This window comes from Janibacter indicus (assembly GCF_900176385.1).
GTDB lineage: Bacteria > Actinomycetota > Actinomycetes > Actinomycetales > Dermatophilaceae > Janibacter > Janibacter indicus.
In genome coordinates, this window is the sequence record NZ_FWXN01000002.1 from 251,629 (window position 1) to 268,424 (window position 16,796).

16 protein-coding genes and 1 pseudogene are annotated in these 16,796 nt (G+C 72.5%); 6 read left to right on the forward strand and 11 right to left on the reverse strand.

All coding sequences use genetic code 11. The annotated features are described in order from the left end of the window. Window positions 1-15: 15 nt before the first annotated feature. Window positions 16-1,224, reverse strand: a complete 1,209-nt coding sequence (locus B9B60_RS03035) for a sigma-54-dependent transcriptional regulator family protein (protein ID WP_084449799.1) — start codon at window positions 1,222-1,224, stop codon at window positions 16-18. Window positions 1,225-1,282: 58 nt separating this feature from the next. Between B9B60_RS03035 and B9B60_RS03040 the strand changes: the two genes are divergently transcribed. Continuing rightward, on the forward strand, window positions 1,283-1,819 hold the full coding sequence (locus tag B9B60_RS03040; RefSeq protein ID WP_084449800.1) for a YbaK/EbsC family protein: 537 nt from the start codon (window positions 1,283-1,285) through the stop codon (window positions 1,817-1,819). Window positions 1,820-1,891: 72 nt separating this feature from the next. Here the strand turns inward: B9B60_RS03040 and B9B60_RS03045 are convergent, their stop codons facing one another. The 3 genes from B9B60_RS03045 to arsM are packed head-to-tail and all read right to left on the reverse strand — an operon-like array spanning window position 1,892 to window position 4,211. Further along, entirely contained in the window at window positions 1,892-2,293 is a 402-nt protein-coding gene (locus tag B9B60_RS03045) for an arsenate reductase ArsC (protein ID WP_084449801.1), read from the reverse strand. After that, window positions 2,290-3,375 carry an ACR3 family arsenite efflux transporter gene (gene arsB, locus B9B60_RS03050; RefSeq protein WP_084449802.1) on the reverse strand — a complete coding sequence of 362 codons (1,086 nt, stop codon included), beginning with the start codon at window positions 3,373-3,375 and terminating at the stop codon, window positions 2,290-2,292. The genes B9B60_RS03045 and arsB overlap by 4 nt, the downstream gene beginning before the upstream one ends. Beyond that, the gene (arsM, locus tag B9B60_RS03055) at window positions 3,372-4,211 is read right to left on the reverse strand and encodes an arsenite methyltransferase (RefSeq protein ID WP_200811135.1); all 840 of its coding nucleotides are present in this window, start codon (window positions 4,209-4,211) and stop codon (window positions 3,372-3,374) included. Before arsM ends, arsB begins: the two co-directional genes overlap by 4 nt. Window positions 4,212-4,294: 83 nt before the next feature. On the opposite strand from arsM, the gene B9B60_RS03060 reads away from it, so the two are divergent. The 4 genes from B9B60_RS03060 (at window position 4,295) to B9B60_RS03075 (ending at window position 8,970) form a co-directional block, all read left to right on the forward strand. After that, entirely contained in the window at window positions 4,295-4,645 is a 351-nt protein-coding gene (locus B9B60_RS03060; RefSeq protein ID WP_084449803.1) for an ArsR/SmtB family transcription factor, read from the forward strand. Between the two features lie 55 nt (window positions 4,646-4,700). Next, window positions 4,701-5,555 carry a transglutaminase-like domain-containing protein gene (locus B9B60_RS03065; protein ID WP_084449804.1) on the forward strand — a complete coding sequence of 285 codons (855 nt, stop codon included), beginning with the start codon at window positions 4,701-4,703 and terminating at the stop codon, window positions 5,553-5,555. Window positions 5,556-5,698: 143 nt separating this feature from the next. Further along, a complete protein-coding gene (locus B9B60_RS03070) occupies window positions 5,699-6,769 on the forward strand; it encodes an SGNH/GDSL hydrolase family protein (protein WP_084449805.1) in 1,071 nt (356 codons plus the stop codon). An 89-nt stretch (window positions 6,770-6,858) separates the two neighbouring features. Then, complete coding sequence (locus B9B60_RS03075; RefSeq protein WP_084449806.1) at window positions 6,859-8,970, forward strand: MMPL family transporter; 2,112 nt, start codon at window positions 6,859-6,861, stop codon at window positions 8,968-8,970. Window positions 8,971-8,997: 27 nt separating this feature from the next. Here B9B60_RS03075 and purB read toward each other — a convergent pair whose 3' ends face one another. After that, window positions 8,998-10,407, reverse strand: a complete 1,410-nt coding sequence (purB, locus tag B9B60_RS03080; protein WP_084449904.1) for an adenylosuccinate lyase — start codon at window positions 10,405-10,407, stop codon at window positions 8,998-9,000. Between the two features lie 219 nt (window positions 10,408-10,626). Here purB and B9B60_RS16775 point away from each other — a divergent pair, with 219 nt between their 5' ends. Continuing rightward, the gene (locus B9B60_RS16775; protein ID WP_200811136.1) at window positions 10,627-10,782 is read left to right on the forward strand and encodes a transglycosylase family protein; all 156 of its coding nucleotides are present in this window, start codon (window positions 10,627-10,629) and stop codon (window positions 10,780-10,782) included. Window positions 10,783-10,860: 78 nt separating this feature from the next. Here B9B60_RS16775 and B9B60_RS03090 read toward each other — a convergent pair whose 3' ends face one another. From B9B60_RS03090 to B9B60_RS03115, 6 genes and pseudogenes are all read right to left on the reverse strand, one after another. Continuing rightward, a complete protein-coding gene (locus B9B60_RS03090; protein ID WP_084449905.1) occupies window positions 10,861-11,358 on the reverse strand; it encodes a low molecular weight protein-tyrosine-phosphatase in 498 nt (165 codons plus the stop codon). Continuing rightward, complete coding sequence (bioD, locus tag B9B60_RS03095) at window positions 11,355-12,077, reverse strand: ATP-dependent dethiobiotin synthetase BioD (RefSeq protein ID WP_159451139.1); 723 nt, start codon at window positions 12,075-12,077, stop codon at window positions 11,355-11,357. Before bioD ends, B9B60_RS03090 begins: the two co-directional genes overlap by 4 nt. Continuing rightward, window positions 12,074-13,111: a 2-dehydropantoate 2-reductase gene (locus B9B60_RS03100; protein WP_200811137.1), complete on the reverse strand. Its 1,038-nt coding sequence runs from the start codon at window positions 13,109-13,111 to the stop codon at window positions 12,074-12,076. Before B9B60_RS03100 ends, bioD begins: the two co-directional genes overlap by 4 nt. Window positions 13,112-13,250: 139 nt before the next feature. Beyond that, window positions 13,251-15,566: an MMPL family transporter gene (locus tag B9B60_RS03105; RefSeq protein ID WP_084449808.1), complete on the reverse strand. Its 2,316-nt coding sequence runs from the start codon at window positions 15,564-15,566 to the stop codon at window positions 13,251-13,253. Between the two features lie 88 nt (window positions 15,567-15,654). Then, window positions 15,655-16,239, reverse strand: coding sequence for a TetR/AcrR family transcriptional regulator (locus B9B60_RS03110; protein ID WP_143445409.1), 585 nt, complete (start codon window positions 16,237-16,239; stop codon window positions 15,655-15,657). Between the two features lie 171 nt (window positions 16,240-16,410). Beyond that, window positions 16,411-16,773: pseudogene (locus B9B60_RS03115) on the reverse strand (NADPH-dependent FMN reductase); the annotation flags it as partial. Window positions 16,774-16,796 lie beyond the last annotated feature (23 nt).

Here is a 16,796-nt window from a genome sequence, read left to right on the forward strand (position 1 = left end):
TGCGACGCTACCGCCCTACCGCAGCACCGCCGCCAACCGCGCGGTGAGCGGTGCCCGGGCCGGGTGGCGCCCATCGCCCAGCTCGTCGAGCGCCCGCTGCAGCACCTCGGTGTCGGCGACGACCTCGCTGTAGGCGAGGACCGCCGAGGGGTCGGGGTCGGTGAGCAGGCACTCGCGGACGGCGACGGCGAGGTAGTCGGCCGTCTCGGTGAGCAGCGGCGAGCTGGTCCCGGGGACGAGGTCGCCGCCGTAGGCGTCGACGGCGGCCCGGGCGTCACCGCGCCGCACGGCGGCCCGGACGGCGTCGACATCGCTCGTCACCGGCAGGTCGAGCCGGTAGGGGCGCGATGCGAGCCGGCCGCCGAGGGCCGAGCGCAGGTGGCTGACCTCCGACTTCAGGGTGCTCGTCGAGACCCGCTCGTCGCCGTAGAGGTGGGCGTGCAGCTCGCCGAGCGAGAGCCCGTCGGGGTGCAGCGCGAGGATCGCGAGGATCTCGACCTGGCGGCGGGTGAGCAGCAGGCGCGAGCCGTCGAGGTGGACCTCGCTCGCGCCGAGCAGCCGTAGGTGCAGCCCCTGCTGCGCTGGCACGGTCAGCGTCGAGGCGATCGACGAGGCGGGGATCGCCGTCTCGAGGAGACGCGCCAGCGCCTGGGCGGTGGCGGCGCCGATGGGGTGGCTGCGGTCCCACGTCGTCGACAGGTCGAGCACCCCGAGCTGGGCACCGGTCCCCGGGTCGTGGACGGGCGCGGCCCAGCAGACCCAGTTGTGGATGATCGGGGCGTAGTGCTCGGCGGCGAAGACGGTTGAGACGGAGTCCATGCGCAGCGCGAGGTTGAGCGCATTGGTCCCGACGCTGCCCTCGTCCCACCGGCCGCCGGCGACGAAGTTGACCTGCTCGGCAGCGCTGCGCATGACCCGCCCGCCATAGGTCCACAGGATCCGTGTCTGGGGGTCGGTGACAGCGACGACGAGGTCGCCGTCCTCGGCCGCGGACCGCAGCGCCCCCTCGAGCCGGGCGACCGCGGCCGACAGCGGTGACTCCGCGAAGAGGCTGGCGGTCTCCCCTTCGTCGGCCAGGGGGGCCGCGTCGACGCTGGCAGGCAGGTGCTCGGCGGACCGCTCCCACGACGAGAGGATCTCGGGGCGCACCTGCTCGGGGGCACTGCCCTCGCGCCAGTGCTCCCAGGCGCGCTCCAGCGTGCGCCGCCGACCCGACTCCACCATCGGCCACCTCCTCGTGGTCCCCGGTCAGGGTAGGCCGGGCGGGGCCTAGAGTCGAGGGATGAGCACCGCAGCCGGCACCCTGACCTGGACTCCGGCGGCCGAGCGCACGGATCTGCTCGCCGCGCCCGTCGCCGCCGCGATCGCGGCGGTCCCCTCGGCCCGCGTGGCCGAGATCGACCCCGAGCTGGCGGACACCGCCGCCTTCTGCGAGGCCTATGCGTCGCCGCCGCAGTTGTCCGCCAACTGCGTCGTCGTCGCAGGCCGAAGGGGAGGGGAGACCAAGCACGCCGCCGTCCTCGTCCTCGCGACGGACCGGGCGGACATCAACGGTGTCGTGCGCCGTCACGTCGACGCGCGCAAGATCTCCTTCGCCCCGATGGACGAGGCCGTCGAGGTCACCGGCATGGAGTACGGCGGCATCACCCCCGTCGGGCTGCCGGAGGGGTGGCCCGTGCTCGTCGACGAGGCGGTCGTTGCCGCCGGCGAGGTCGTCATCGGCTCGGGCGTGCGCGGCTCCAAGCTGCTCGTCGACGCGGCCGAGCTCGCGGCGCTGCCGAGCGCCGAGGTCCTCGCCCTGGCGCAGCCCACCGGCTGAGGTCCGCGACCCACCGTTGGTCGAGGTGCGAGGCCGTCCACGGCTGAGCCTCGAGACCCGGTCAGTGACCCGTCACGCGTCCATCCCGAGCGAGGCGAGCAGCTCCTGCACCCGCCCCCGGATCTCGTCGCGGATCGGCCGCACGGCCTCGATACCCTGGCCGGCGGGGTCGTCGAGCTGCCAGTCCTCGTAGCGCTTGCCGGGGAAGATCGGGCAGGCATCACCGCACCCCATCGTGATGACGACGTCGCTGGCCTGCACCGCGTCGGTGGTCAGGACCTTGGGCCGCTCGGCGGACAGGTCGATGCCCTCTTCGAGCATCGCCGCGCGAACGGCCGGGTTGATCGAGTCGGCGGGGGCGGAGCCGGCGGAGCGCACCTCGACGGTGCCGCCGGACAGCACACGGGTCCAGGCCGCGGCCATCTGCGAGCGGCCGGCGTTGTGCACGCAGACGTAGAGCACGGACGGGGTCATCGGACCTCCTGCAGGTCGGGCGAAGGGGAGGGAAAGCGCGTGCGAAGGGCGAGGCTGACGTAGACCAGGCCGACGAGGACGGGGACCTCGATGAGCGGCCCGACGACGCCGGCGAGGGCCTGGCCGCTCGTCGCGCCGAAGGTCGCGATGGCCACGGCGATGGCGAGCTCGAAGTTGTTGCCCGCCGCGGTGAAGGCGAGCGTCGTCGTGCGCTCGTAGCCCATGCCTAGGGTCCGGCCGAGGAGGTAGCCGGCACCCCACATCAGGGCGAAGTAGGCGAGCAGCGGCAGGGCGATCCGGCCGACGTCGAGGGGCCGGGAGGTGATGGCCTCGCCCTGCAGGGCGAAGAGCACGACGATGGTGAAGAGCAACCCGTAGAGGGCCCAGGGCCCGACCTTCGGCAGGAAGGTCTCCTCGTACTCCCTTCGCCCCCAATGGCGCTCGCCGACGCGACGGGAGAGGTAGCCGGCGAGCAGGGGGATGCCGAGGAAGATCAGGACGGACTTGGCGATCTGCCACGCAGAGACGTCGAGGGCGGCCTGCTCGAGGCCGAGCCAGCCGGGCAGGACCGACAGGTAGAACCAGCCGAGCCCGGCGAAGGCGACGACCTGGAAGAGCGAGTTGAGTGCCACGAGAACGGCGGCGGCGTCGCGGTCGCCGCAGGCGAGGTCGTTCCAGATGATGACCATGGCGATGCAGCGGGCGAGCCCGACGATGATCAGGCCGGTGCGGTACTCGGGCAGGTCGGGCAGGAGGGTCCAGGCGAGGGCAAACATCAGCGCCGGTCCGACGAGCCAGTTGAGCAGCAGCGAGGACCCGAGCAGGCGGCGGTCGGAGGTCACGGTGTCGAGCCGGTCGTAGCGCACCTTGGCGAGCACGGGGTACATCATCACGAGCAGTCCGAGCGCGATCGGCAGCGAGATCCCGTCGACCTCGATGGCGCCCAGCAGGTCGCCGAGGCCGGGGACGAGCCGGCCGAGGAGGAGGCCGGCGACCATCGCCAGCCCGATCCACGCCGGCAGCCACCGGTCGAGGGTCGACAGGCGAGCGGGCGCCTGTCCGGGCGCGGTGTCGACGCTCACTGCTCGGCGGGCTTGCTCGCGCGGACGAAGGCGCTGGCGAAGGACCCGTCGAGCGCGTCGACCACCTGCTCGAGCGTCCAGCCATGCGGCAGCTGGTCGCCCACGAGGCCGGACAGGCGGTGCAGGTCGTCGCGGCCGTAGGTGCGCGTGATCTCCACGGAGGCGTCGGTGAAGCCCACCGCCGTGAGCCGCTCGACGTAGGCGGTGTCGAGCAGGGCTCCGGAGATGCAGCCGGTCCACAGACCGACGATGCCGCGCAGCGCATCGGGGATCCCGCGGAGGAGGACGACGTCGGCGACGGCGAAGCGTCCGCCCGGCCGCAGCACGCGGTGCGCCTCACGGATCACGGCGTCCTTGTCCGCGCTGAGGTTGATGACGCAGTTGGAGATGACGACGTCGACGCTCGCGTCATCGAGCGGGATGGCCTCGATCCGGCCACGGACGAAGCGCGCATTGGCGATGCCGGCCTCGGCCTGGTTGCGGCGGGCGAGCTCGAGCATCTCGTCAGTCATGTCGAGCCCGGTCGCGGTGCCGGTGGGGCCGACGCGCCGCGCGGAGAGCAGCACGTCGAGACCGCCGCCGGAGCCCAGGTCGAGGACGTCCTCGCCGGGGGAGAGGTCGGCGAGGGCCGTCGGGTTGCCGCACCCGAGCGAGGCTGCGAGTGCCGCGTCCGAAGGGGAGTCCGTCCCCTCGTAGAGACCGACGGTGATCGGGTCGGGCTCGCCCCCGGGGCTGGACCCGCTGCAGCACGGGCTGGCGTCTCCCGTGAGGTGGGATCGGGCGGCAGCGGCATAGCGCTCGCGCACGGCATCGCGGGTGGGGGTCGTGGGGATCACGAGAAGCTCCTGCTTCGATGGATGTCGAATCAACTGCTGCGGCCAGCATGGTCCGTTGATTTGAGATATGTCAAGATAAGCTCGTGAGCATCCTCGAGTCGGTCCCTGGTGAGCAGGCCGTGACCTGCTGCGGGCTGGCGACCTCGCCCGTCACCGAGGCCGACGCGGCCCGTCTGGCGCCGGTCTTCAAGGCGCTCGGCGACCCGGTCCGGCTGCGCATGGTCTCGATGATCGCCGCGCAGCCCGAGCTGTGCGTCTGCGAGATCACCCCGGCCTTCGACCTGTCGTCGGGCACGATCTCGCACCACCTCAAGCTGCTGCGCGAGGCCGGGCTCGTCGACTGCGAGCGCCGCGGCACCTTCGTCTACTACTGGATCAACCCCGAGGCCCTCGGCGCCCTGTCGACCCTGCTCGCGGTCGCCCCCGCCGGCTGAGCCCCCCGCCCCCTTCGCTTTGACGCCAGCCGCCCCGGCGCGGTCCTATGGGTCCATGACCGACCTCGCGATCGTCGACGCCGACCCCACGCCGCTCACCGCCACCGTGGGGACCAAGTTCGCCTACGGCACGACCGGAGTCCGCGAGGCGCTCCTCTCTTTCGCCGTGTCCGCTGCGCACGACATCCTCGAGGAGGAGATCCTCATCCACGCGGGTGGCAAGCAGGTCGAGGCGCGAGAGCTTGCCGGCAACCACGGCACTCGGCTGCACGTCGTCGACGAGGTGGGCGACGGCTGGCTCGAGGTGACCTATCGCGCGGTTGTCGACATCACCAGGCCGACCGGTGACCAGGTGGGGCGTGAGATCGACTTCGACCGCTGGGTCTTCACCCGTCCGAGCCGCTACGCCGAGTCGGATCGACTGGCCCCCATGGCTGCTCGGCTCTTCCCGAGCCAGTCCGGGATCGAGCGGGTCAATGCCGTCGGCGAGTGGGTCAACACGCACATGGCCTACATCTCCGGGTCGAGCCGGGGCACCGACGGCGCCGTCGACTCGATCCTCCAGGCCTCCGGGGTGTGCCGCGACTTCGCGCACGTCGTCGTCGCCCTGCTGCGGGCGCTCGGCACCCCCGCGCGGCTCGTCTCGGTCTACGCCCCGGGGCTGCAGCCGATGGACTTCCACGCCGTGGCCGAGGCCTGGGTCGACGACGCGTGGCACATCGTCGACGCGACCCGACTGGCCCCCCGCGAGGCGATGGTCCGCATCGCCACCGGCCGCGACGCGGCCGACACCGCCTTCCTCACCACGCGCGGTGGCCGTACGACCTTCAACCGTCAGGTCGTCACCGCCGCGCTCACCGAGGGCCGGCTCCCGCAGGAGGACCCCTCAGCGCTCGTGCGCCTGGCCTGAGCCCACGGCCCCGGACGAAGGGGGGCCGGCCGCACCTTCCCGCGCCCCGGGACGTCGTGCGCCTGGCCGTGCGCGTCACCGGACCGGAAGTTACTGTGAAGTAACACCGGTCGACGGCGACCGGCTCTGCCCGGGAGGACGCCATGCGCGCTCGCACCTTGTCCATCGTCACCGTCGTTGCGGCCGCGGCCGCCACCGTCGGTGCGGGTCCCTCGAACGCCGCTCCAAGCGCCCCGGCCGAGTCGCGCCAGCACTTCGTCCAGCTCGGCGACTCCTTCTCCTCGGGCAACGGCGCGGGCAGCTACGAGGAGAAGTCGTGCTGGCGCTCGCCGAACAACTACGGCGCTCGGGTCGCGCAGCTCAAGGGCGCGACCTACACCAATGCGGCGTGCAGCGGTGGCGTGACCGCAGACATCCTCCAGCCGCGCGACATCGGGTCGCCGTCGTGGCGCACGCGCACCTACCGGATCCCGGTCGGGGCCGTCGATGCCCGGGTCCAGTGGCTGGCGAGGGCGAAGGCGGACCACCTCTGCGGCACTCCCGCCCAGCCGGACTTCTCCTACGTCTACACCCTCAGCTCGAGCGCGTCGGCGGGCGATCTCTACACCGCGACGGTCCGCTGCCAGCTGCAGGCCGCACCGCAGATCGACGCGGTCGACCGTTCGACGGACGCCGTCTTCGTCACCACGGGCGGCAACGACGTGGGCTTCACCTCGATCGTCATCGACTGCCTCGTGCTGCGCGCGGCGGGAAGCTGCAAGGCCCGCATCGACGCGGCAAACGTCGAGCTGACGTCGCTGAAGCCCCGGCTCGTAGAGGCGCTGCAGGCGGTCCACGACCGCTCCGGCGGGCGTGCGCACGTCTACCTGCTGGGGTACCCGCACCTGATCAACACCGGCAGCTTCCGCCTGAGCTCGACCTACGACGCCGGGCAAGAGCTCTCGCGGATGCAGCTGCGCGGCGACACCCTGCAGCGGGCGGCGATGGCCGAGCTGTCACGAGCCAACGGTGGTCAGGGCGGGTTCACCTTCGTCGACGTCAAGCGTGACTGGGGCGGCTACACGCACGGTATCGACCCGCACGTCGTCGCGAACAACAGCAATGCCTGGCTGGTCCCGGTCCTCGCGCCGGGGCGTGAGCTCAAGGAGTTCGTCCACCCGACGGCCGCGGGCTGGGGTGCGAGCGCGCTGGCGCTCGCCGACGCGATGCGTTGACCCAGCCCCCGAGTGGGTCGATCGCGAGGCCCCCCGGTCACCGCGCTGGCGCCGTGGAGGATTGTTCAATGTTCGTCTAAGGTTTGGCCATGCCCTCCCTCTCGCGGTCCGGAGTCGTCCCCCGACTCCTCGCCGGCCTCGTCATCGTGCTCTGGTTTGTCGTGGCGGCGGTGGGTGGCCCGCTCGTCGGCCAGCTGTCGAGCGTGCAGGACAACGACCAGGCTTCCTTCCTGCCCCAGGAGGCCGAGTCGACCCGGGTGGCCGAGCAGCTCCCCGACTTCGAGGCCGACGCGACCCTGCCGCTCATCGTGGCGGTGGAGTCAGCCGACGGGTTGGACCGCCAGCAGCTGGCGGAGCTCGGCGCCTGGGCCAAGCAGCTGCCGCGGCAGCAGCTCGACTCAGTGCCGGGCACGGTGTCGGACTACCTTGCGGCGCAACGCATCCCGGTGATCCCGTCGGAGGACGGCGACGCGGCGATCGTCGTCCTGGCTCTCGACGCGGCTGCCGTCGAGGAGACCGTCGACGAGACGGCCATTTCCGACCTGGTCGTCGACGACCTGCGCGGTGACCTTGCTCCTGACGTCGACGGGGCGCAGGTGTCGGTGACCGGTCCCGCGGGGTTCGCCGCCGACCTCGGCGAGGCCTTCGCGGGGATCGATGGTCTGCTGCTCCTCGTCACGCTCGTCGTCGTGCTCGTCATCCTGCTCGTCGTCTACCGCAGCCCCGTCCTCCCCTTCGTCGTGCTCCTGACGAGCATCTTCGGGCTGGCGCTCGCTGCCCTGGTCATCCACCCGATGGCCGCGGCCGAGTGGATCCAGCTGTCCGGGCAGAGCCAGGGGATCCTCTTCATCCTCGTCGTCGGCGCCGCGACGGACTACTCGCTGCTGCTCGTCGCCCGCTACCGGGAGGAGCTGCACGCGGCCGATCCCCTGCCGGCGCTGCGCATCGCGTGGCGCCAGACCCTCGGCCCGGTCGCCGCCAGCGGCGGCACCGTCATCGCCGGTCTGCTGTGCCTGCTGCTGTCCGACCTCGGCAACATCTCGGGCCTGGGGCCCGTCGGTGCCCTCGGCATCGCCGGCGCCATGGTCGCCTCGCTCACCCTGCTGCCCGCGGCCCTGGCCCTGCTCGGTCGGGCCGCCTTCTGGCCGTCGGTGCCGCGTCGGGGGTCCCGACCGCAGCACCGGCTGTGGTCCGGCGTGGCGCGTCGGGTCACGGCCCGCCCGCGCGCCACCTGGGTGGTCACCACCGCCGTGCTGCTCGTCGCCGCGGCTGCCGCGCTGACCTTCCCGACCCAGGGCATCTCCCAGGCGCAGTTCTTCACCACCGATGTGGAGTCCGTCGACGGGCAGGGTGTCCTCGACCGGCACTTCGACGGCGGTGACCAGCAGCCCGTGCAGGTCGTCGTCCCCGACGCGAGCGTCCGCGAGGCGCAGGGAGTCCTCGCCGACCACGACGACGTCGCCGGCCGGGTCGAGTCGCGGGAGTCCACGTCCGGATCGGGCTCGACCCTGCTCTCGGCCACCCTGACCGTCGGGTCGGAGTCGCCGGAGGCCCGCGAGGTCGTGCGCGACCTGCGCGACGAGCTCCACGCGGTCGATCCCGGCATCATCGTCGGTGGCGCGACCGCGACCTCGGTCGACACCGACGACGCGAGCACGCGCGACTACCGGGTCGTCGTGCCCGCGATCCTGCTCGTCGTCACCCTCATCCTCATGGCCCTGCTGCGCTCCGTCGCCGCGGCCGTGCTGCTCGTGGCGGTCAACGTGCTGACCTTCGCCGCGACCCTGGGCGTCTCGGCGATCCTCTTCACCCGGGTCCTCGACCAGCCCGGCGCCGACCCCTCGACGCCCGTCCTCGGGTTCGTCTTCCTCGTCGCCCTCGCCGTGGACTACTCGATCTTCCTCATGACGAGGGCCAGGGAGGAGTCGTTGCACGTCGGGACCCGCCGCGGCGTGCGCCGCGCCGTCGCGGTCACGGGTGGGGTCATCACCAGCGCCGGCGTCGTCCTGGCGGCGACCTTCTCCGCGCTGTGGGTGATCCCGCTGCTCTTCCTCGCGCAGATCGCCTTCATCGTCGCCTTCGGGGTGCTCCTCGACACGATCGTCACCCGCTCGGTCCTCGTGCCGGCGCTGGCCGCGGACCTGGGCAACCGCATCTGGTGGCCCGGGTCCGGGCGGATGGCCGACGACGAGCCGCGCTGACCCGCTGCGCCCCGTGCCGGGAGGAGCTCAGTCCAGCAGGTCGACCAGCTGGGGCGCGATGCCGGTGTAGGTCGCGGGGGTCATCGCCGCGACGCGCTCCTCGACGTCGGCCGGCAGGCCCAGCCCGCGGACGAACCCGACGAGCTCCGGCTGGCCGATGCGCTGCCCGCGGGTGAGCTCCTTGAGCCGCTCGTAAGGCTCCTCCATGCCGGGCACGCCCTGCGCGCCGAGGGCCCGCATCACCGACTGGATCGGCTCGCCGAGCACCTCCCAGTTGCGGTCGAGGTCGGCGGCCATCGCCTCGGGCACGGCGTCGAGCCCGGCCAGACCGCGGCCTGCGTTGTCGATCGCGAGGAGGGAGTGGCCGAGCGCCGTGCCGATGTTGCGCTGCATCGAGCTGTCGGTGAGGTCGCGCTGCAGCCGCGAGGTGACGAGGGTGCTCGCGAGGACGTCGAGGAGTGCATTGCTCACCTCGAGGTTGGCCTCGGCATTTTCGAAGCGGATCGGGTTGACCTTGTGCGGCATGGTGCTCGAGCCGACGGTGCCCTGGCCGCGCACCTGCGCGAAGTAGCCCATCGAGATGTAGCTCCACACGTCGGTGCACAGGTTGTGCAGCACGCGGTTGTAGCGGGCGATGTCGGCGTAGATCTCCGCCTGCCAGTCGTGCGACTCGATCTGCGTCGTGAGGGGGTTCCACGTCAGGCCGAGGCCCTCGACGAAGGACTGCGAGATCTCCAGCCAGTCGGCCTCGGGCACGGCCGCCAGGTGTGCACCGAAGGTGCCGGTCGCGCCGTTGATCTTGCCGAGGTACTCGTCCTGCTGGATCCGCTTCAGCTGGCGCATCAGGCGGTGCGCCAGGACGGCCAGCTCCTTGCCCATGGTCGTCGGCGTCGCCGGCTGACCGTGGGTGTGCGCCAGCAGCGGCACGTCGCGCAGCTCGTCGGCCATCGACGCGACCGCCTCGGCGAGCGCGTCGGCGCGCGGCAGCCAGACCTCCTCGACAGCGCCCTGGACCATGAGGGCGTAGGAGAGGTTGTTGATGTCCTCGCTCGTGCAGCAGAAGTGGATCAGCTCGGCCAGACCCTTGTCCTCGGGGGCCGGGGCGATCTGCGCGAGCCGCTCCTTGAGGTAGTACTCGACGGCCTTGACGTCGTGCTGGGTGACCTTTTCGGTCGCCGCGAGCTCGGCGATCGCGTCAGGGCCGAAGTCCTCGACGACCCGGCGCAGGGCCGCCTGCTCGTCGTCGGTGAGCTGCCGCACGCCGGGCACGACCTGGCGGGAGGTCAGGTGGATCAGCCACTCGACCTCGACGTGGACCCGCATGCGGTTGAGCGCGGGCTCGCTCAGGTAGTCGATGAGCGGCGAGACGGCGGGCCGGTAGCGGCCGTCGAGCGCGCCCAGGGCGATCTGGGGAGTGGCGTCAGCAAGGCTCTGCATGGCGCCCATCCTCCCACTGGAGAAGGGGGTGCCCGTCACCTCGCTCAGGTGACGGGCACCCCCTTCGTCGCCGTTACCGATTTGAGACCTGGCCGGGTGGTGTGCTTACGGTGGGCGACGCCCGGTGGTCGGACCGCCGGGGTGACCGATGCGGTCAGGATCGACCGCTCGTGGCCCTCGGCGGGCCGCGCCACGAGACGAGGAGGAGGAGTCATCACCATGGCCACCACCCGTCACAGCACCACCCGCCGCGCCGCCCAGGCCACGCCGGAGCAGCAGGTCGAGATCGCCCAGAAGGTCCTCGAGGGCCAGGGCCCAGGCGCTTGGCCGGTCTGCTCGGTCAAGGCGGGCCTGACCGCCACCAACGGTGCCTGACGGGCACCGGCTCGGCGCCTGACCAGCGCCCCACCCACGTGACGGGCGTCGACTCTCAGGGGAGTCGGCGCCCGTTGCTCATGCCTCGAGCTGCCCGCGCACGTGGTCGACGATGCCGTCGGCGGCGCCGGTGATCTCCGCGTAGGTGCGGTCGAAGTCGGAGTCGTCGCCGTACCAGGGGTCGTCGATGGCCAGGGCGTCACCCTTGAGGCCGGCGGGGTCGAAGGAGCGGATCATCCGGATGCGGTCCTTGGCCTCGGGGACCCCGGCGAGGCGCCGCAGCACGGTGTAGTGCCCGTGGTCGGCGGCGAGCACGAGGTCGCGGTCGGCGAACCAGCGCTTGTCGAAGACGCGGGCGCGGTGCTGCGCGTAGTCGCCGGTGTGGCCGTGGCGGTGCATCGCCGCGATGGTCCGCGGGTCGGCGGGGTGGCCCTCCTCCCACGCGGTGGTGCCGGCGGAGTCGACCGCGACCCGGTCGCCGAGCCCGGCCGCCTCGAAGCGCTCACGCAGCACCCACTCCGCCATCGGCGAGCGGCAGATGTTGCCCGTGCACACGACGGTGATCCGGTAGGTCATGACGACATCGTCCACCAGTCGTCTGGGGAGAACCATGCGGGGGCCTGTGAGGAGAGCGTGGCCGCGTCGAGGTCGGCGGCCCCGGCAGGTACGAGGGCGAGCAGCGGGGCGCCGGCCAGGCGCGGGAGCGACTGCAGGTGTGCCCGCTCGAGAGCGCCCTCCGTGCCGACCCCGGTGACGACGACCCCCACGACCGGCAGGTCGCGCCGGCCGAGAGCCTCGGCGGCGAGCGCGACGTGGTTGAGAGCGGTGGCGGCCAGGTCGGTGACGAGGACGATCCCCGTGGAGACCCCCTTGTAGCGAAGGGCGGTGCCCACGTCCGCGAGCGTCCCGCCGCGGGCGTCGAGGGGCACGAGCAGACCGTGGGCGCCGTGGAGGAGCAGGGCGTCGTGCTCGGTGCCGGCGGCACGCAGCGCGTGCTTGACCGCCGGCGGAAGGCTGACCCCGGCCCGCTCGGCGGCCGCGACCGGGGGGAGGGCGTCGTGCAGGCGCTGCCACTCCTGCGCCGACCGGCCGCTCAGCCGCGTGATGACCTCGCCGTCCCCCTCGCCCGTCGCCGTGACGACCGGGACGGCGATGCCCACATCGCGACCGGCGTCGGCGAGGAGCACGGCCAGGGCCGCGGTGGCAGCGGCGTGCTCGGGCCCGGTGCTGCCGGCGCCCGTGACGAGGACGACCCGCGGCAGGGCGAGCTCGTCGAGCGTGGTCTCGACGCTCACAGGCCCACGGCCGCCCGCAGCTGGGCACCGCTCCAGCGCCGACGGTCGGGGCCGCTCGCCTCGGCCTCGCGGACGAGCTCGACGATCCGGGCGCACACCGGGGCCGCCGACCCGTGGTCGGCCCCGAGCTGCACGACGGCCCCCTGCAACTCGTCGATCTCGGTCGGCCGACCGGCATCGAGGTCGTCGGCCATGGAGGAGCGGGCCGTCGGCGCGACCTTGAGCGAGGCGCGAGCAAGGTTGCTGAAGACGGGCGTGGGGGAGCGCAGCAGGGCCGGCATCGCGGCGGCCGGCAGCGGGGTCATCCGCGCGGGGGAGATCCCGATTCGCCGGGCGAGGGCCAGCGCCTCGTCCTGGCAGGCGGCCAGGACGGTCCGGCAGTCACGGTCGCGCAGCTCGACGGCGAGGGGCAGGCCGGTCAGCGCGTTGACCGCGTTGTTGAGGTTGAGCAGGAGCTTGCCGAAGAGCACCGCCCGCATGTCGGGGTCGACCTCGACGCGCAGCCCGCCGCCCTGCGCGACCCGGACGAAGGGGTCGACGCGCGGGTGGTCCTTGACCACCGGCCGCCCGCTCGTCGTCTGGGTCCAGTGCGTCTCGGCGGTGCGCACGACGTTGAAGGGGACCATGCCCGAGAGCACGAGCGGTCGGGAGGCCCGGCTGGGGAAGGCACCGGCAAGCGCCTCGTCGATCGCGCTCGCATTGCGCAGGCCGTTTTGCAGGGAGATGACGACCGAGTCGTGCTGGAGGTAGGGCGCGATCTGCTGGGTCGCGGCGGCCAGGCCGTGGGTCTTGGTCGTGAGGAGCACGTAGTCGGCGCCGACGACGGCACTCGGCTCGGTCGCGAGCGTGAGCGTCTCGGGGGGCACCGTGCGGGTGCGCCCGGCGAGGTCGGTGACGGTCAGGCCGTCGCGGGTGATGGCGTCGACGTTCGGCGCCCGGCCGATGAGCGTCACATCGGCCGCGGCGGCCAGCCACCCGCCGAAGTAGGTGCCGATGCTGCCCGCCCCCATGACGGCCACGCGCGTGCGCTCCACTGCTGCTCACCCCTTGCCGAGCCATCGGCCTGCCGATCCCGGCTGCCGTTGCCGCGATCCTAACCTCCGGGGTTGCCGAAGCGGCCGGTCCGACGAGCTGTCGGGCCGGCCGCTTCCGTGGCCGCGAGGCGAAGGGAGGTCACCTCGCCGCGGCGGGCTCCTCCACGGGCCGGTCCTCGGTCCGGGCCGCGGACGTGAGCTGGGTGAGGGCCTCCCCTTCGACGTCGACATTGGGCAGGAGCCTGTCCAGCCACCGCGGCATCGACCACGCCGCGTCGCCCATGAGGTACATGAGCGCCGGGATGAGCGTCATCCGCACGACGAAGGCGTCGAGCAGGACGGCCGCGGCGAGGGCGAAGCCCATCGACTTGATGAGGTTGTCCGGCTGCAGCATGAAGGCGGCGAAGACCGAGATCATGATGAGCGCGGCGGCGGTGACGACCCGGGCGCCGTGGCGGAAGCCGTCGACGACGGCCTCGCGGGCGGTGTCGCCGTGGACGTAGGCCTCACGCATCCGGGTGACGAGGAAGACCTGGTAGTCCATCGCGAGCCCGAAGACGATGCCGATCATCAGGATCGGCAGGAAGCTCACGAGCGGGGCGCCGTCGACGAGGCCGAGGGCCCCCTCCTGGAAGATCAGGACCGTCGCGCCGACCGTGCCGAGCGTCGAGAGCACGAAGCCGAGCGTCGCGGTGAGCGGCACGAGCAGCGAGCGGAAGACGAGCATGAGCAGCACGAAGGCCAGCCCGACGACGACGCCGAGGTAGGGCAGCAGCGCGTTTTGGAGCTTTTCGGACACGTCGGTCTGGATCGCGGTCAGGCCGGTGACGCCGATCGTGGTGCCGGTTATCTCCTCCTGCTGGCCCTGACCCGCGCGGATGTCGGTGAGCAGGGTCTCGGTGGCCTCGTCGGCAGCGCCGGTCTTCGGGGTGACGAGCAGCTGGGCGCCGGTGCCCTCCTCGTTCATGCCGACGACCTGCGCGTTGGCGACGCCGTCGAAGCCGCTCAGCCACTCGACGACCTGGCCGTAGGCCGCCGGGGCCTGACGCGGGTCCTCGAGGTCACGGCCGTCGACGACGACGACCATGCGGGCCTCCTGGCCGACGCCGAAGCCGTCGGCGATGAGGTCGGCCGCCCGACGCTGCGAGGTGTCCGCCGCGGCGGTCGAGTCGCTCGGCAGGGCGAGGTGGAGGTCCTTGGCCGGCACGGCGAGGGCGCCGAGCGCGAGGACCGCGACGAGGGCGGCGATGATCGGGTGCGCACCGATGGCGCGCGCCCAGCGGGTGCCGCCGTTGTCGACGTGCTCGCCCTCGTCGACGACCTTGTTCTTGCGGATCTGTCCGGCGAAGGCCCGGGTCCCGAGGGCGCCGACGATCGCGGGGAGCAGGGTGAGCGCCACGAGGACGGCGACGAGGACGGTCCCCGCCGCGGCCAGACCCATCGCGGTGAGGAAGGGGATCTGCACGACGGCGAGGGCGGCGAGGGCGATGATCACCGTCAGGCCGGCGAAGACGACCGCGGAGCCGGCGCGCCCGACGGCCAGGCCGATGGCGTGCTGGCGGTCGTCCGTGTGCCGCAGTTCGGTCCGGTAGCGGGAGAGGATGAAGAGGGCGTAGTCGATGCCGACGGCGAGGCCGAGCATCGAGGCGAGGATCGGGGTCGTCGTGCCGAGGTCGAAGAAGGCGGTCGCGGCGGTGATGCCGAGGATGCCGGTGCCGACGCCGACGAGGGCGGTGAGGATCGGCAGGCCCGCGGCGACGAGCGAGCCGAAGGTCAGGACGAGGACGAGCAGCGCGACGGCGATGCCGATGAGCTCGCTGGTCATGCCCATCTCGGGGGTGCCCTGCATGCCGGTGCCGGTGACCTCGGCGGTCAGGCCGGCGTCGCGCGCGTCGTCGACGGCCTCGGTGACCGCGTCACGGCTGGACTGCTCGACGTCGGTCACGGTGTCGACGTCGAAGTTCCACTGGATCAGGCCGGTGCGCCCGTCCTCGGTGAGCGGGGAGAGCGCGGCGGCGTTGGTCTCGGCCACCGCCTGCGGCTGGCCGTTCTTCTTCGCCTCGGCGAGCATCTGGCGCTCGAGTCCGGCGGCCGCGGTGACCGGGTTGACGAACTGCTCGGGGTCACCGACCTGCGGGGCCTCGCGCAGCTCGGCGAGCAGGTCGTCGACGGCGGCGGAGTTGGCCGGGTCGGAGAGCTTTTCGCCCTCGGGTGCCTGGACGACGACGGTGCCGGTGGCCTGGTCGAAGGCGTCCTGGGTCTGCGGGAAGAGCTCCTGCTGCAGGTTCTGCGCCTGCTCGGACTCGATCCCGGGGATGGAGAACTTGTCGCTCATCGGCTGCGACATCGTCGCGGCCGCGCCGCCGATCGCGACGAGGACGACGAGCCAGCCGATGAGGAAGGCGGGCCAGCGTCGGTGCGCGAGGCGTCCGAGCCGGTAGAGGGCGTGGGCCATGGGGTGCCTTTCGGGGCGTTGAGGGTGGGCGACCGCGTCGTCGGGGCCGGTGGTGCGGGTCGGGTGGGACGGGCAGGACGAAGGGGGGTCACGCCGGGTCGGCGAGGATCTCCCGGGCGGTGGTCAGGTTGGCGCGGGCCCGGTCGGACAGCGGGCCGAGGCTGGGGGTGGCGATGCACTGGACGACGGAGTGCTGGACGATGCCGCCGACGATCGCCAGAGCCATGCGTGAGCGGGAGTCGTCGGCGTCGTCCCGGGCCGACAGGTGGGTCACGAGCTGCTCGCCGAGCTCCTCGACGTGGGTCTTGACCCGCACGAAGAGCTCGGGGTTGCGCTCGCTGACGTCGTGCAGCTGCTCGAAGTCGGCGGGTGTCCCGTCGTCGGCGTGCAGGCAGTCGAGGACGACGGTGAGCACGTCGTCGACGAGGTGTCCGGTCGGTCCGCCCGAGCGCAGGGTCGCGGCCTGCTCGTCGGTGAGGACGGGGAGCAGGCCGAGGACGGCCTCCTCCTTGGAGGAGACGTGGTTGAAGAGCGTGCGGCGGGAGACGCCGACGGCGCGGGCGAGGTCCTCGACCGTGAAGCCCGCGTAGCCGCAGTCCACGGCCAGCCGCTGCGCGGCGGTGATGATCGCGGAGCGACGGCTGCCTGCCCGCGTGGTTGCACTTTCGGTCACGGAGTGCAGTTTTGCACTTCCTCCTCCTTCGTGCAAAACCCGCAGTCCTCCCCGTCCGCTCTCCGTCTTCAGGCACGGCGAAGGGGGTCGGCCTCCGGCTGGAGATCGACCCCCTTCGTGTCACGCGCTCCCTGAGGAGGTCGCGCAGCGAACGCCTCGAAGGGAGGTGGGTCAGGCGGCGACGGGGGCACCGAGGCGCGCGACGAGCGCCTGCAGTGCGGCGTCGGCCTCGCCGTCGACGAGGCGGCCCTCGGCGAAGGCCTCGTAGGAGGCGCCGATGCCGAAGGTGTCCTCGACGACGTCCGCGCCGGCGATCTGCAGGGAGCGGACGGCGTCCTTGCGGGCCCACTCGGCACCGTAGGGAGCGCCCGAGGCGGCCAGGACGATGGCCTGCTTGCCGTGGATGGATGCGGCCTCGCGGGGGCGCGAGGCCCAGTCGATGGTGTTCTTGACGACGCTCGAGAGGGTGCCGTTGTACTCGGGCGTGACGACGATCAGGGCGTCGGAGGCGGCGACCGCCTCGCCCACCTCGAGCGCAACGGCTGCAGGTGGCCTCC

Bases quoted from the DNA above. Each gene is read 5' to 3' on its own strand.
- B9B60_RS03035 (WP_084449799.1), bottom strand. From the start codon at position 1,224: ATGGTGGAGTCGGGTCGGCGGCGCACGCTGGAGCGCGCCTGGGAGCAC.
- B9B60_RS03040 (WP_084449800.1), top strand. From the start codon at position 1,283: ATGAGCACCGCAGCCGGCACCCTGACCTGGACTCCGGCGGCCGAGCGC.
- B9B60_RS03045 (WP_084449801.1), bottom strand. From the start codon at position 2,293: ATGACCCCGTCCGTGCTCTACGTCTGCGTGCACAACGCCGGCCGCTCG.
- B9B60_RS03065 (WP_084449804.1), top strand. From the start codon at position 4,701: ATGACCGACCTCGCGATCGTCGACGCCGACCCCACGCCGCTCACCGCC.
- B9B60_RS03070 (WP_084449805.1), top strand. From the start codon at position 5,699: ATGCGCGCTCGCACCTTGTCCATCGTCACCGTCGTTGCGGCCGCGGCC.
- B9B60_RS03075 (WP_084449806.1), top strand. From the start codon at position 6,859: ATGCCCTCCCTCTCGCGGTCCGGAGTCGTCCCCCGACTCCTCGCCGGC.
- purB (WP_084449904.1), bottom strand. From the start codon at position 10,407: ATGCAGAGCCTTGCTGACGCCACTCCCCAGATCGCCCTGGGCGCGCTC.
- B9B60_RS16775 (WP_200811136.1), top strand. From the start codon at position 10,627: ATGGCCACCACCCGTCACAGCACCACCCGCCGCGCCGCCCAGGCCACG.
- B9B60_RS03090 (WP_084449905.1), bottom strand. From the start codon at position 11,358: ATGACCTACCGGATCACCGTCGTGTGCACGGGCAACATCTGCCGCTCG.
- B9B60_RS03105 (WP_084449808.1), bottom strand. From the start codon at position 15,566: ATGGCCCACGCCCTCTACCGGCTCGGACGCCTCGCGCACCGACGCTGG.